Raw genomic sequence first — 14,435 nt, 5'->3', positions numbered from 1 at the left:
TCAATTAAAATTTAATGTTTTAAAGTCTGTTCGGTAAACTTATTAAGGAGTTTTTTCATCTTGGTATTGATGGTTTCAAAATCTATACCATCTTTTCCAATATATAAAATCATTAACGCATAAGAATGAGGCATGTTGTTAATGTACTCTAATTTATTTAAGCGATAGGCTTCTCTTAAAAGGCGTTTAATATGGTTTCTATCTACCGCTTTTTTAAAATTTCTTTTACTTACAGATACGCCCGTTTTTAGAGGAACTTCTAAAGGTGTTTCACATTTTAAATACACCAAACGTAATGGGTAAGCAATGACTGAATTTCCTTCGGAAAATAGCTGCTCTATAAGCTTTTTGCTTTTTAGTTTTTCGGTGTTACTGTAAGTGTTATTCATCTGTAATATAGGTACAATGTAAATATAATTATGCTATTTTTATAAAAAAACTAATTTTTAAGTGCTTATAGTTTTAGGCTGTTATTTTCTTTTTCAATATCTGCCATAAGTTCTTTAGGATCTATTTGTACAGATTTTACAGGTTTTGAAGTTGTAAAATTGTAGGTTGGAAATGCCCAAGCCCAATCTTTTAATAGAGTTGCTTTTGTAGGTTTTTCTCCACGCATCATTTGTAATGGAATGTAAAAATCTTCGGTAGTTCCATCAGTATAGGTTACTGTTAAATCCAGTGGCATTGGCATAAGACCAATACGCTTTAAGGCTACTACATTCTCCTTAATTTCTGTTACTGCATAGTCAATAGTATTTGTAGTTTGTGCAAAATCTACCAAATACCAATCTAATTCTAAATTGGTAACTTTTTCTGCAGAACGAATAACATCAATAGGTCTTGGGTGTTTAAAAGAGAAATCATCAAAGTACTTTTTAAGGGTTGCTTTTAAATTATCATCACCAATTACATATCCTAATTGCGAAATAAATACAGCACCTTTACTGTAAGCAGCAACGCTATAAGATCTGTTATAGGCATAACGATCTGCGTGTGTAGTTAAAGGTTGTTCTTTTCCTGATTTAGCTAATTTTATGTATCTATTATAAGCGCTTTCAATAGGGTTAATTTTACCTTCGTTCATTATTTCATTCATAGCCATATCACTAATATAACTAGTAAAACCTTCGTCCATCCACTCGTGTCTCGCTTCATTTGAGGCTAATAAAAATTGAAACCAAGTATGTGCTATTTCGTGAGAAGTAACACCAACTAAACTACTAAATTTACGTTTTCCGGTAATTAAAGTACTCATGGCATACTCCATTCCTCCATCTCCACCTTGTATTACAGAGTATTGTTTGTAAGGGTATTTTCCTACATGCTCACTAAAATACTGCATAATTTCAACGGTTTTTGGTTGTAAATCTTTCCAGTTTTGTTGTTCTTCTGCAGTTAACGTGTTTTTGTAATAAAAATGTAATAACGGTCCGTCTGGAACTTGCATAGTATCGTGAATATATTCTGGATCTGCAGCCCAAGTAAAATCGTGAACATTTGGCGCTATAAAATGTAATGTTTTTTTGTCGCCATTTTCAATAATATCATCTTGTAAATATCCTGTTCCACCAACGGTATAATTTTTATCGATGGTTAATTTTAAATCGAAATCTCCCCAAACACCATGAAACTCACGACCAATATATGAGTCGGCATGCCAACCTTCAAAATCATATTCAGCTAATTTTGGATACCATTGTGACATAGATAATGCCACACCTTCAGCACTATTTCTTCCAGAACGACGAATTTGCTCTGGTACTTGTGCATCAAAATCCATTGTAAAAGTTACAGAGGCTCCTGGTTGTATGGGTTGCGCCAATTCTACTTCCAAAATAGTTCCTACAGTAGTATGTTTTAATTGCGTACCATCTTGTTGTAAACTATTTACTTTGATATACCCAATTTCGTTTGGTTTTAAAGTATTAATTCTAGTTGAAACACGTTTATCTGGATCACTAATAGTACGTGATCTCACATCCATATCGCTTCCTGGTTGAAACGCATTAAAGTACAAATGGTAGTATGCACGATGTAATACATCTGGCGAATTATTAGTGTAAACTAAGGTTTGTTTCCCTTTATATTGATAGGTATTTACATTCATATCTATCTCCATTTTATAATCTACATGTTGTTGCCAATAGGTATTATTGGTGATAATAGTTGGTGTAGATTCGTTTTTATAAATGGCTTTTGATGTGCTGCAAGAAGCAACTAATAGTGTACTAAAAGCGGCAATAAATAGATGTTTCATTATAAATAATTTTTTATGGAGACGTTTTCTTTTTTAAGTTGAAAAACGCTGTAATATTAATATGTTTTTATAGTTGAGATGCCATAATTAAAGCATTATAAGCATTGATTATTTTTCCGGATTTAGAAAACGTATTGAAATAATCATTTTGAATTCCGTTTTCACCAACTACTACTTTTGTTTTTACTTCAATTCCAGAATTCATTAAAACAGATTTTACTTGTACAGCTGTTAGTTTTGGATATTGTGATCTAATTAATGCAGCAAGTCCAGTAACATAAGGTGCAGCCATTGATGTTCCATCAATAGATTCGTACGTGTTATTTGGGTATGTTGAATAAATATCAGATCCTGGAGCAAAAACATCTACTGTAGTTTTTCCATAGTTAGAATAATCTGCGACTAATAAAGAGCCATATTTTGGGGTAATTGCACCAACGGTAATAAAAGCATCTGTAATTTCGTTTCCTTGGTATTCATCTGAAGGAAAATTACCTTTATCATCTACATTTATACCTTCGTTTCCTGCAGCATTTACAAGTAAAACATCTTTTTTATTAGCATAAATGATAGCATCTCTCACCCACTCGCTATGTGGTGAATAGTATTTACCAAAGCTCATATTTATTACTTTTGCACCATTATCTGCTGCATATTTAATAGCTAAAGCGACATCTTTATCATATTCATCTCCGTTTGGAACTACTCTAACCGACATGATTTTCACATTATTAGCAATTCCGTTCATTCCTATATTATTGTTACGTTTTGCAGCAATAATTCCAGCAACGTGTGTTCCGTGACTTTCATCAGCTTTATACGGTTTCACATTTGAGTTTCCGTAAATAACATCTGAAATGTCATTAGGGTTATCTCCTGTTTTTCTACCTTTATAAGACTTGTTTAGGTAAACATCTAATTGTTCATTTATAGAAACTAAATCTTTTGTTATGGCTGTTTTAGTTTCGGTTACTGAACCAATTCCAAAGCTATAAATAGATTTAATCATGTTTGCTGCTTCAATTACCGATTGATCTTCAGTAGTTATCGCGTATACTTCGTCTTTAGTGTATTCAGGTTTTTTTAAATAGCCAGAAACCACTTTGTCGGCAGCTATTATTTGTGCTGTTATGGCTTGGTATTGTGATTTTAACTGTGTGTATTTTTCAACCGCTTTTTGATATTCAAAAACAGCAGCACTATATTGTGGATTTGTACTATCTCCCGAAGCTAAAATTCTTACATATTCTAATTGTTCATCGTAAGTGTCTCCAAGAAAATTCCAACCATGTACATCATCAATATATCCGTTATTATCGTCGTCTATATTATTATTAGGAATTTCATCTTCGTTTACCCAAATTACATCACTTAAATCTTCATGATCAATATCTATGGCCGAATCTATAACGGCTACAATAGTGGTTTTTCCTTTTTTATTCTTAATAATTTCGGCGTAAGCTTTATTTAAACTTATTCCTGGAATGGTATCTGTTATTAAATCTAGATGTCCCCAATTTTGCAATTGCGTATCTGTTAATGCTGAAAATTTTAGTGGAATGCTATCTATATTTTCTATAGGCGTAGAAATAATACGAGACGTTCCACAGCTTGCCATTATAGCTGATATAGCAGTTATTGCTATTAATTTATTGAAAGATTTCATGTTTAGTGTAGGATTAAAAAAGATCGTTACAAGTTAAAACATCGTTTAAACGCACGCCTTTTTCGGTATGTTTTACTGTTATTATTGGGTTGTGAGCATCGTGTTCTAAAAAGAGGTAAAAATTCTCATCTGCAGCCAAATTAAGAAATTTTTCTTTTTCGGTAAGTGTTAATAATGGCCTAGTATCATATCCCATTACAAATGGTAACGGTAAATGACCTGCTGTTGGTAATAAATCTGCCATAAAACAGATGGTTTTCCCTTTATAATTAATCATAGGAATCATTTGCTTATCGGTATGTCCGTTGGCAAAGAAAATATCAAAACCAAGCTCTGAATTTTTTAAGAAATCAGTTTCTGGGATTGATGTAAATTTAAGTTGTCCGCTTTCTTGAATAGGCATAATATTTTCTTTCAAAAAAGAAGCTTTTTCTCTATTATTAGGTTGTGTTGCCCATTGCCAATGGTCTTTATTACTCCAAAAATGCGCATTTTTAAAAGCAGTTTCGTAACCTGTTTTATTAGCATTCCATTGTACGGCACCTCCTGAATGATCAAAATGTAAATGCGTCATAAATACATCGGTAATATCATCTCTATGAAATCCGTATTTAGCTAAAGAAGCATCAATAGTATGGTTTCCCCAAAGGTGGTAATATCCAAAAAATTTATCACTTTGCTTATCCCCCATTCCGGTATCAATTAATATGAGACGATTACCATCTTCAATTAATAAACAGCGTGCCGCAATATCAATCATATTATTAGCATCGGCAGGGTTTGTTTTTTGCCATAAAGTTTTTGGGACAACGCCAAACATTGCACCACCATCTAGCTTAAAATTACCTGATTCTATAGGATATAAGTTCATTGTGAATTCTTTTTAATGCAAAATAAAAAAACTGAAGCAATTAGTAGGTATACTTTAGTTTTTATTATGATTATTTACAGTTGATATTACCTTTAAATTAGCTTTGTTTATCTAATTTAAAATATTGATTTTTAGATAATTAATTAATTTTAAGATTTATTTAAGTGTATGAAATATGTAAAGCGCTTTCTATATTCATTTTAATTAGTATTTTAACAAAAAAATACAGATGTTAGAACTTGCAGGAATTATTATTCTAGGAATATTGGCACAATGGGTGGCTTGGAAATTTAAAATTCCAGCAATTTTACCTTTAATACTTATAGGATTGCTTGTAGGACCTGTTGCTTCGGAGTTTTTATCTGAAGATGGTAGCAAGTGGATTGAACCAATTTGGAATGGTACCAAAGGTCTTTTCCCTGGAGAAAGTTTATTTTATTTTGTGTCTTTAGCAATTAGTATTATCCTTTTTGAAGGTGGTCTTACCCTAAAAATGACCGAAGTGAAAAATGTTGGCCCCGTAATTACCAAATTAATTACATTAGGATCAATGGTGACTTTCTTTGGAGCAGCTATTGCTGCACATTTTGTGTTTTATTTAAGCTGGGAAATTTCATTCTTGTTTTCAGGACTAATAATTGTAACAGGACCAACCGTAATTACTCCTATTTTACGTAATATTCCTCTTAAAAAAGATGTCTCTGCAGTTTTAAAATGGGAAGGAATTCTTATTGATCCAATTGGTGCTTTGGTCGCGGTATTGGTTTTTGAATTTATTAGTGTTGATGCTGGTGAAGAATTTACTAAAACAGCACTTATAGAGTTTGGTAAAATTGTACTTTTTGGAACTACTTTTGGATTCACTTTTGCTCATGGATTAAACTTTTCAATTAATAAAAAATGGATACCTCATTACCTTTTAAATGTGTTTGCTTTAGCAGCTGTTTTAGGGGTTTTTGTACTATCTGACACCTTTGCTCACGAATCTGGTTTATTAGCTGTAGTGGTGATGGGAATGGTTTTAGGGAACTCTAATTCTCCCTATTTAAAAGAACTTCTTTACTTTAAAGAATCATTGAGTGTCTTGTTAATTTCAATCTTATTTATCTTATTAGCAGCAAATATTAATATGCAGGATTTACAACTTATTTTTAATTGGAATACGGTTGTTTTATTTGCTATTATTGTGTTTGTAATTAGACCAATAGGTGTGTTTTTAAGTACACAAGGATCGACTTTAAAATTGAATGAAAAAATATTTATAAGTTGGGTAGGACCACGTGGTATTGTTGCTGCGGGTATTGCCTCTTTATTTGGGTTGAAACTCGCTAAAGAAGGCATACCAGGTGCCGAATATATTACACCATTAGTATTTGTAATTGTACTTGGAACCGTTTTACTAAATGCTACTACTGCTCGACTTTTTGCTAAATTAATTGGTGTGTTTTTAGGGAAATCTGAAGGTATTATAATTATTGGAGCTTCAAAAATAGCACGTCTTATAGGTCATTATCTAGAAACTAACGATCGTCATGTAGTATTAATTGATAGTAACCAAAACAATATTAAAAAGGCTAAAGAGTTAGGTTTAGAGGCTTTAAATACCAATATTTATTCAGATACATTATTAGATAATATTGAGCTTAATGATATTGGATATCTTATGGCACTTACCGCAAGTACTGATATTAATGAGTATGCTATTAGTAAATTTGGACAACAATTTGGAGAAAATGGCTCGTTTAGATTAATTACTAGCGACGAAATGAACGATCCAAATAGTAGCCCAAAACAAGCTTTATTTTCTTTAAAAGATGATTATAGTTCGTTATTTGAAGTGGTTAAAAAATATCCTTCAATACAAGAAATTGAATTGGATGATAAAGCACATTATGATGACCTAATTTCGGTAACTAAAAAAGATAAAGACATCATTCCATTATTTATAAAAGACACCAATGATGAGCTTCATATTATTTCAACATCTGCTAAAGAAGTTGAAAACATAAAAGCAGGTTGGCAATTGGTTTACTTAGGGAAATCTATTGATGTAGAAAAAGTAGCTTTAGAAAGCTAGATAATATGAAAATAAATATCTGATTATTAATATATTGATCATAAAAAATGCCTCCTTATTTATTTAAGGAGGCATTTTTTATAGTATTAAAATCGCTATTAGCGTTGTTTATGTATTAGTCATTCAACTTTAAAACAGCCATAAATGCTTGTTGAGGAATTTCTACATTACCTACTTGACGCATACGTTTTTTACCTTTTTTCTGTTTCTCAAGAAGTTTACGCTTACGAGAAATATCACCACCATAACATTTTGCGGTAACATCTTTACGAAGTGCTTTAATAGTTTCTCTCGATACAATTTTAGCTCCAATAGCAGCTTGTATTGGAATATCAAATTGCTGACGAGGAATTAATTCTCTTAACTTCTCACACATCTTTTTACCAATGTTTTGAGCATTATCAGCGTGTATTAAAGCTGAAAGTGCATCAACTGGTTGTGCGTTTAATAAAATATCTAAACGTACTAATTTTGATGTTTTCATTCCTATTGGATGATAATCAAAAGAAGCATATCCTTTTGAAACTGTTTTTAAACGGTCGTAAAAATCAAATACAATTTCCGCTAAAGGCATTTCAAAAGTTAACTCAACACGTACTGGTGTTAAATAAGTTTGGTTAATTATAAGTCCACGTTTTTCAATACAAAGTGACATTACATTTCCTACAAAATCGGCTTTTGTAATAATGGTAGCCTTAATAAAAGGCTCTTCAACTCTGTTAATTGTTGATGGATCTGGTAAATCACTTGGGTTGTTTACCACAAAAGCTTCATCAGGGTTTTTGTTAGTATACGCAAAGTAAGATACATTGGGAACCGTAGTAATTACAGTCATATCAAACTCACGTTCTAGACGTTCTTGGATAATTTCCATGTGTAACATTCCTAAAAATCCACAACGGAAACCAAAACCTAATGCTGCCGAACTTTCTGGTGCAAATACAAGAGATGCATCATTAAGTTGTAGTTTTTCCATAGAGTTTCTTAACTCTTCGTAATCCTCAGTGTCTACAGGGTAAATTCCTGCAAATACCATTGGTTTTACGTCTTCAAAACCTTCAACAATATTGGTAGTTGGGTTATCAAAATCTGTAATTGTATCTCCTACTTTTACTTCTTTTGCTGTTTTAATTCCTGTAATAAGGTATCCAACATCTCCAGCTTTTACACTTTTTTTGGCTACTTGAGTTAGTTTTAATGTCCCAACTTCGTCTGCAAAATATTCGTTATCTGTAGCGACAAATTTAATTTTTTGTCCTTTTTTAATTTCACCATTAAAAACTCTAAAATACGTTTCAATACCTCTAAATGTATTGTAAACAGAGTCAAAAATTAAAGCTTGTAGTGGTGCATCAACATCTCCTTTTGGAGCAGGAATACGTTCAATAATTGCTTTTAATATGTTATCTACTCCAAAACCAGTTTTTCCACTAGCGTGAATTACATCTTCTGGATCACAACCTAAAAGGTCTACAATATCATCTGTAACTTCCTCTGGGTTTGCGCTTGGTAAATCTACTTTATTTAATACCGGAATAATTTCTAAATCATTCTCTAACGCTAAATAAAGGTTAGATATGGTTTGTGCTTGTATGCTTTGTGCGGCATCTACAATAAGTAATGCGCCTTCACATGCAGCGATTGAACGCGATACTTCGTAAGAAAAATCAACGTGTCCTGGGGTATCAATTAAATTTAATACATATTTTTCGCCATCTTGCTCATAGTCCATTTGTATGGCATGCGATTTAATGGTTATCCCACGTTCACGCTCAAGATCCATAGTGTCTAGCAACTGCGCTTGTTGTTCTCTAGCAGTTACTGAGCCAGTAAAATCTAACAAACGGTCAGCAAGCGTACTTTTACCGTGATCTATATGTGCAATGATGCAAAAATTTCTAATGTTTTTCATAAAATCAAATCTTCAAACTAAGATCTGCAAATATAAGTGATTTATCATCCATTAAATATTTTTTATTTATAACATTAATAATAAAGAATTTATAAGGTTTTTAGTTAAAAAAATTAACAGAAAGAGTATATTGCATTATAAAAACATTAAGATTTGAAATCTCTCCCATACATTATATTAACGTTAGCAAGTATTTTTCCTTTATCTGTTTTTAGTCAAAATTTCTCTATTAAAGGACAAGTTGTTGATAATCAAAATTCTGAGGTTTCGTATGCTAATGTCATGTTGTTGACTACAAGTGATTCTACAATTGTAAAAGGGGTTTCTACCAATGAATTAGGAAATTTTAAATTTGATAAAATTGAAGCTTCTCAATATCTTATTAAGGTGAGTTTTTTGGGGTATCACGATTTTTTTCAAACGATTACAGTAAAAAATGATCTTATATTAAATACAATTAGTTTAACTGAAAATCTAGAAACACTTAATGAAGTTAATCTTGTATATAAACAACCTACATTAAAAAAAGAAGCCGATCGGTTAATCTTTAATGTTGAAAATTCAGCTTTAATTGAAGGAAATATTCTACAAGTTTTAAAAAATACACCAGGTGTTATTGTATTAGATAATGAGTTTTTAGTAAAAAATATTCAGCCTACAATATATATAAATGACAGACGCATGCATTTATCAGCTACCGAGTTGAGTCAGCTTTTTGAAGGCGCATCAGCAAATAACATTCAATCTATTGAAGTGATTACCAACCCATCGGCAAAATATGATGCAGATAGCGGGGTAGTGGTGAACATAAAAATGAGTAAAAATCTTATTGCAGGTTATAAAGGAAGTGTGTTTGCAAACTATACACAAGGTGTTTTTCCGAGGTATAATTTTGGTACGAGCCATTTTTTTAAAACCGAAAAATTAAATGTTTATGTTAACTATAATTATACAGATAGTAAAATAAATAGAGATAGTGATGAAGCTGTTTTTTATTTAGATCAAGACAAGAATATTACCGAAACATGGCGTTCTAATATCAACAGAAATACTTGGTCTAAAACACACAATCTTAATGCTAATATATCTTACGCGTTTGATGATAAAAATAGCTTAGAGTTTTCTTCTTCTCTATTATGGTTACCTGATTTTGAATATTTGGTAAAAAATCGTACTACAATGTTTGATGTTAATAATGATTTAAGCGGTCATTTTGATACCAATAATTTATCTTTTGATGAAAAAGAAAACGTAGGTTTAAATATTGATTATTTACACCTTTTTAAAAATCCTGAAGAAAAATTAGCATTTAATGCACACTACACATTCTTTAATTATGAAAGACAACAAGATGTAGATAATAATTATTTTGATGCCGATGCGATGCTTATTCAAAACTCAGTGTACAACACATTTAGTGATCAGGATACAAATATTTTTACAACACAATTAGATTATACCTTACCAATTGGTGATGTAGCAGTTTTTGAAACAGGTTTAAAAACATCTAGTATTGATAATAGTAGTGATATTAAACACTACAATATTATTTCTGGGACACCAGTATTAAATACTAACAATACTAACGCTTTTAATTATGATGAAACTATTTTTGCTGGATATGTAAATTATACTCGTGATTGGAAAAAATGGAATTTAGCTATAGGTGTTAGAGCCGAACAAACTAATGTAGATGGCTACTCGGTTACAGAAGATGAAACCAACTCTCAAGACTATTTAAAATGGTTTCCATCAACGAGTATTACTTTTAGAGCTTCAGATAATTTAAACCTATATACCAACTATAAAAAGAGTATTGACAGACCAAGTTATGAGTATTTAAATCCCTTTAAGTTTTATATCAATGATAACACATTGTATTTAGGGAATCCAAATTTACAACCCGTAATTAATGATTATATGAACGTAGGTATTAGTTTTAAAGATACCTATACGATTGAGAGTTATTACTCCAAAGCTAAAAACAATATTTACGAATTACCAGTACAAGATAATACTACTAATCTAGTTACTTATTCGCCAACTAATTTTGATGAAACTATTGAGTATGGTTTTGATTTTGTGTACAATTCTTACCTTTCTAAACGCTGGTTTATATATGCTGTAACGTCTTTTTATAATAAAAAAGATGTAAGAACTTTTACCACAGCAAATACCGTGTATAAGCGTGATATGTGGTCTAATTATACCGCTATTACTAATGATGTATCACTGTTAAAAGACAATAGTTTGTCTGTGAATTTTAGCTTAATGTGGTTAGGTAAAAACATGCAAGGGTTTCGTGTTGTGGAAAATAGAATAGGCTCAAATTTAGCGATCTCTAAAACGGTTTTAAAACAACGTGGAGTGGTATCGTTATATGTTAACGATATTTTTAATGCACAAGATTTTGATATCAGTTCTAATTATTTATTTCAAAATAATTCTGTTAGAATGGATGCCGATAACCGCTACATTAAACTTGGGTTCCGTTATAATTTTGGTAATGTAAAGTTAAAAGCCAATAGCTATTCAAAAACTTTAGATGAGACCGATCGTTTAAATAAGTAAAACACCTTTAAAATAGTAGAGAAGCAGTTCTTGTTCCTATCATTTCTCTTCATCTTATTTTTATTAATTATATTGTAAAATCATAAAGTATACGTGATTTTATTATATTTTTTTAAAGAACGGCTTTTAATGATTAATTTCGCGCTTTAATAGTTTCTACCTTCAAAAAGCTTATCATTATTATAAATAGGATAACTTTTTTTTTGAAGACAGAAATCCCACAACCCTAATTGTAGATCGTAATTACGATACAATAGACATAGAAATTACGTTTTATTATGGTAAAAATAGACCAAATTGAGTTACCCGATTTTCCATTACTTTTAGCACCTATGGAAGATGTTAGTGATCCTCCATTTAGAGCTTTATGTAAAGAACAAGGCGCCGATGTGGTGTATACCGAATTTATTTCTAGCGAAGGTTTAATTCGTGATGCTGTAAAAAGTACCATGAAATTAGATATCTACGAAAAAGAACGTCCTGTAGGGATTCAAATCTTTGGAGCCAACCTAGATAGTATGCTCAAAACTATTGATATTGTTGAAAAATCTAACCCAGATATTATTGATATCAACTTTGGTTGTCCTGTAAAAAAAGTAGTAAGTAAAGGCGCTGGTGCCGGAATTTTAAAAGACATCTGTCTTATGGAAAGTCTTACTGCCGAAATTGTAAAACGTACCAACTTACCAGTTACTGTAAAAACCCGTTTAGGATGGGATCATGATTCTATTCGTATTGTTGAAGTTGCTGAGCGCTTGCAAGATGTTGGTTGTGCAGCCATTTCAATTCACGGACGTACACGTGCACAAATGTATAAAGGAGAAGCCGATTGGGGACCAATTGCTCAGGTAAAAAATAACCCACGTATGCACATTCCTGTATTTGGAAATGGCGATGTTGATACTCCCGAAAAAGCCATGTTAATGCGCGATGAATACGGGCTAGATGGTTGTATGATTGGACGAGCAACTATTGGAAATCCTTGGTTTTTTAAGCAAGTAAAACACTTTTTTAATACCGGTGAACACTTAGCACCAATTTCTCTTGAAGAACGCGTAGATGCTGCTCGCAGACATTTACAAATGGCTATAGACTGGAAAGGGGAAACGCTTGGAGTTTTTGAAACCAGACGTCACTATACTAACTATTTTAAAGGGATTCCGCATTTTAAAGAATACCGTATGAAAATGGTAACTAGCGATGATTCAAAAGATGTATTTGCAGCCTTTGATGAAGTGTTACAAAAGTTTTCGGGATACGAATTTTAATATTTTTATGACGAAAAGAGCATGAAATAGTTTCTTTATTACAGTTGTAGGTAGAATAGTTTACGATTTGTTTTACTTAGAAAACAGCTAGTCGTATTAAAAAACTACTCGGTAATTAATCCTTTTTTAACTCTTGCAGAAGCCACTTTTGAAGCTAAAATTCCTAAAACACCAATTGTAAGCATTACAATTACAAAATTGATAGCTTTAATTTGTACAGGATAAGGTAAAGATGGCGTAAGCATTACCAATTGAAATTGTTGTTGTAAAAACACAACTACAAATCCTAAAAACAAGCCAATTGCACCACCTAATATAGTCATTAAACTTCCTTGTAGAAAGAATATTTGTTTCACTTGGTTTACGGTGATTCCTAAGTTAAATAAGGTTTTTGAAGCGCCTTTTTTATCTAAAATCATCATAATTAAAACGCCTACAATATTAAATAAGGCAATAATTATAACGAGTGTAAAAATGAGATACACCATTAGGTTTTCGGTATTTAGCATTTTGTTGAGCGAATCGTTAAGTTGCGACCGGTTTTTAACAATAACTTGGTGATCAAAAAGGGTGAGTAATTGTTGTTTTATAGCTTCTTGATTAGCGTTAGCATTTAGTTTTATTTCAAGACTACTTATTTGATTGTCATTGTAGTTTAATAAGCGTTTTGCGGTATTAATATCGGCAAAAAGATATTTACTATCTAACTCTTCATTAATTTGAAATACGCCAACATTGTATGCTTTTATAGTATTAAAAGCACCTTTTACAGAACTTATTTGTCCTTTTCCGGGTTTTGGTACTGCTATGGTGAGTTGTTTGGTATAATCTAAAATTCCAATAGATAAATGATGAGCCACCAAACCACCAGCAACGACTTGATTGGTGTTGTTTTCAAACCAATTTCCGTAGGTAATCATGGTATCAATTGCGGTAACTTTAGTATAGTTTTCATCAACTCCTTTTATGGTAGCTAATTGTCGTTTTTCATCAAAATCAAGAATCACATGTTCTTCTATAATTTTTGAAAACAAGGCAATACCTTCAATATGTTCTAGGTCTTGGATTTGGCTAGGTGATAGCTGTATAGATTTTCCGCTTGACGGTAAAACTTTTAAATCTGGATCAACATAAGATGAAAATTGCAGACTAAAATCTTTTAATCCTGCAAAGCCAGATAGTACAATAAATAAAGCCGCAGCAGTAATGATAATACTAGATGCGGCAATTATGGTCATTATATTTATAGCGTTGCTGCTGCTTTTTGAAAACAGGTAACGTTTTGCTATATATAGAGAAACATTCAATCGGTTACGATTTTTTACGCTTGTTTAATAACTCTGGATCTAAAATTGGGTTTTCTTCCCTTCTTAGAGATTTTTCAATATTATCAATATACTCTAGTGAGTCGTCAATAAAAAACTCAAGATTAGGCATACGACGTAATTGGTGTTTTGTACGTTGCGCTAATTCGTGTCTTATAAGTGGCGTGTTTGAGCGAATTCCTACTAATAATTCTGGTGCTTTATCGTTAGGGAATATGCTTAGGTAAACTTTAGCTACAGATAAATCTGCGGTTACATTTACTTTACTTACCGAGATAATTACACCTCTTAATCCACCTTTTGTAGCGGCTCCTTGAAGGACTTCAACTAAATCTATTTGTAAAATTCCTCCTATTTTTTTCTGTCTGTGACTTTCTTCCAATGTAATATATGTTTTAATCGTAAAAGGTTCCCAAAATTAATATTGGTAGTAATTTACGGATAAAAGCAATTATGTTGCTTTCAATTTGCAAAAATATAGCATATTT

10 protein-coding genes are annotated in these 14,435 nt (G+C 31.7%); 3 read left to right on the top strand and 7 right to left on the bottom strand.

What is annotated here, in order from left to right:
- Positions 1–11: 11 nt before the first annotated feature.
- The 4 genes from rnpA to ACU4C5_RS05150 all read right to left on the bottom strand — a co-directional run bounded on the left by rnpA (position 12) and on the right by ACU4C5_RS05150 (position 4,794).
- On the bottom strand, positions 12–389 hold the full coding sequence (gene rnpA / locus ACU4C5_RS05165) for a ribonuclease P protein component (RefSeq protein ID WP_446845986.1): 378 nt from the start codon (positions 387–389) through the stop codon (positions 12–14).
- Positions 390–454: 65 nt separating this feature from the next.
- Complete coding sequence (locus tag ACU4C5_RS05160; RefSeq protein WP_446845985.1) at positions 455–2,257, bottom strand: M1 family metallopeptidase; 1,803 nt, start codon at positions 2,255–2,257, stop codon at positions 455–457.
- A gap of 67 nt (positions 2,258–2,324) precedes the next feature.
- On the bottom strand, positions 2,325–3,923 hold the full coding sequence (locus ACU4C5_RS05155; protein ID WP_446845984.1) for a S8 family peptidase: 1,599 nt from the start codon (positions 3,921–3,923) through the stop codon (positions 2,325–2,327).
- Positions 3,924–3,936: 13 nt separating this feature from the next.
- Positions 3,937–4,794: an MBL fold metallo-hydrolase gene (locus tag ACU4C5_RS05150; protein WP_446845983.1), complete on the bottom strand. Its 858-nt coding sequence runs from the start codon at positions 4,792–4,794 to the stop codon at positions 3,937–3,939.
- Positions 4,795–5,023: 229 nt separating this feature from the next.
- Between ACU4C5_RS05150 and ACU4C5_RS05145 the strand changes: the two genes are divergently transcribed.
- On the top strand, positions 5,024–6,871 hold the full coding sequence (locus ACU4C5_RS05145) for a cation:proton antiporter (protein ID WP_446845982.1): 1,848 nt from the start codon (positions 5,024–5,026) through the stop codon (positions 6,869–6,871).
- 115 nt (positions 6,872–6,986) lie between these two features.
- On the opposite strand, the gene lepA is transcribed toward ACU4C5_RS05145, so the two are convergent.
- The gene (lepA, locus tag ACU4C5_RS05140) at positions 6,987–8,783 is read right to left on the bottom strand and encodes a translation elongation factor 4 (protein ID WP_446845981.1); all 1,797 of its coding nucleotides are present in this window, start codon (positions 8,781–8,783) and stop codon (positions 6,987–6,989) included.
- Between the two features lie 153 nt (positions 8,784–8,936).
- On the opposite strand from lepA, the gene ACU4C5_RS05135 reads away from it, so the two are divergent.
- Together ACU4C5_RS05135 and dusB are read left to right on the top strand one after the other, a co-directional pair.
- Entirely contained in the window at positions 8,937–11,354 is a 2,418-nt protein-coding gene (locus tag ACU4C5_RS05135) for a TonB-dependent receptor domain-containing protein (RefSeq protein ID WP_446845980.1), read from the top strand.
- A gap of 278 nt (positions 11,355–11,632) precedes the next feature.
- Positions 11,633–12,622 carry a tRNA dihydrouridine synthase DusB gene (dusB, locus tag ACU4C5_RS05130; protein ID WP_446845979.1) on the top strand — a complete coding sequence of 330 codons (990 nt, stop codon included), beginning with the start codon at positions 11,633–11,635 and terminating at the stop codon, positions 12,620–12,622.
- A 104-nt stretch (positions 12,623–12,726) separates the two neighbouring features.
- Here dusB and ACU4C5_RS05125 read toward each other — a convergent pair whose 3' ends face one another.
- Both ACU4C5_RS05125 and rbfA read right to left on the bottom strand, forming a co-directional pair.
- Complete coding sequence (locus tag ACU4C5_RS05125; protein WP_446845978.1) at positions 12,727–13,929, bottom strand: ABC transporter permease; 1,203 nt, start codon at positions 13,927–13,929, stop codon at positions 12,727–12,729.
- A gap of 4 nt (positions 13,930–13,933) precedes the next feature.
- Positions 13,934–14,329, bottom strand: coding sequence for a 30S ribosome-binding factor RbfA (gene rbfA, locus ACU4C5_RS05120; protein ID WP_446845977.1), 396 nt, complete (start codon positions 14,327–14,329; stop codon positions 13,934–13,936).
- Positions 14,330–14,435: the final 106 nt, after the last annotated feature.

This window comes from Lacinutrix undariae (genome assembly GCF_052934785.1).
The sequence above is the reverse complement of the archived record's forward strand: the minus strand, read 5'-3'. Positions and strand labels throughout refer to the sequence as shown.

Coding starts and splice junctions, on each gene's coding strand:
- dusB (WP_446845979.1), top strand. CDS start 11,633: ATGGTAAAAATAGACCAAATTGAGTTACCCGATTTTCCATTACTTTTA.
- ACU4C5_RS05150 (WP_446845983.1), bottom strand. CDS start 4,794: ATGAACTTATATCCTATAGAATCAGGTAATTTTAAGCTAGATGGTGGT.
- ACU4C5_RS05160 (WP_446845985.1), bottom strand. CDS start 2,257: ATGAAACATCTATTTATTGCCGCTTTTAGTACACTATTAGTTGCTTCT.
- rnpA (WP_446845986.1), bottom strand. CDS start 389: ATGAATAACACTTACAGTAACACCGAAAAACTAAAAAGCAAAAAGCTT.
- ACU4C5_RS05145 (WP_446845982.1), top strand. CDS start 5,024: ATGTTAGAACTTGCAGGAATTATTATTCTAGGAATATTGGCACAATGG.
- lepA (WP_446845981.1), bottom strand. CDS start 8,783: ATGAAAAACATTAGAAATTTTTGCATCATTGCACATATAGATCACGGT.
- ACU4C5_RS05155 (WP_446845984.1), bottom strand. CDS start 3,923: ATGAAATCTTTCAATAAATTAATAGCAATAACTGCTATATCAGCTATA.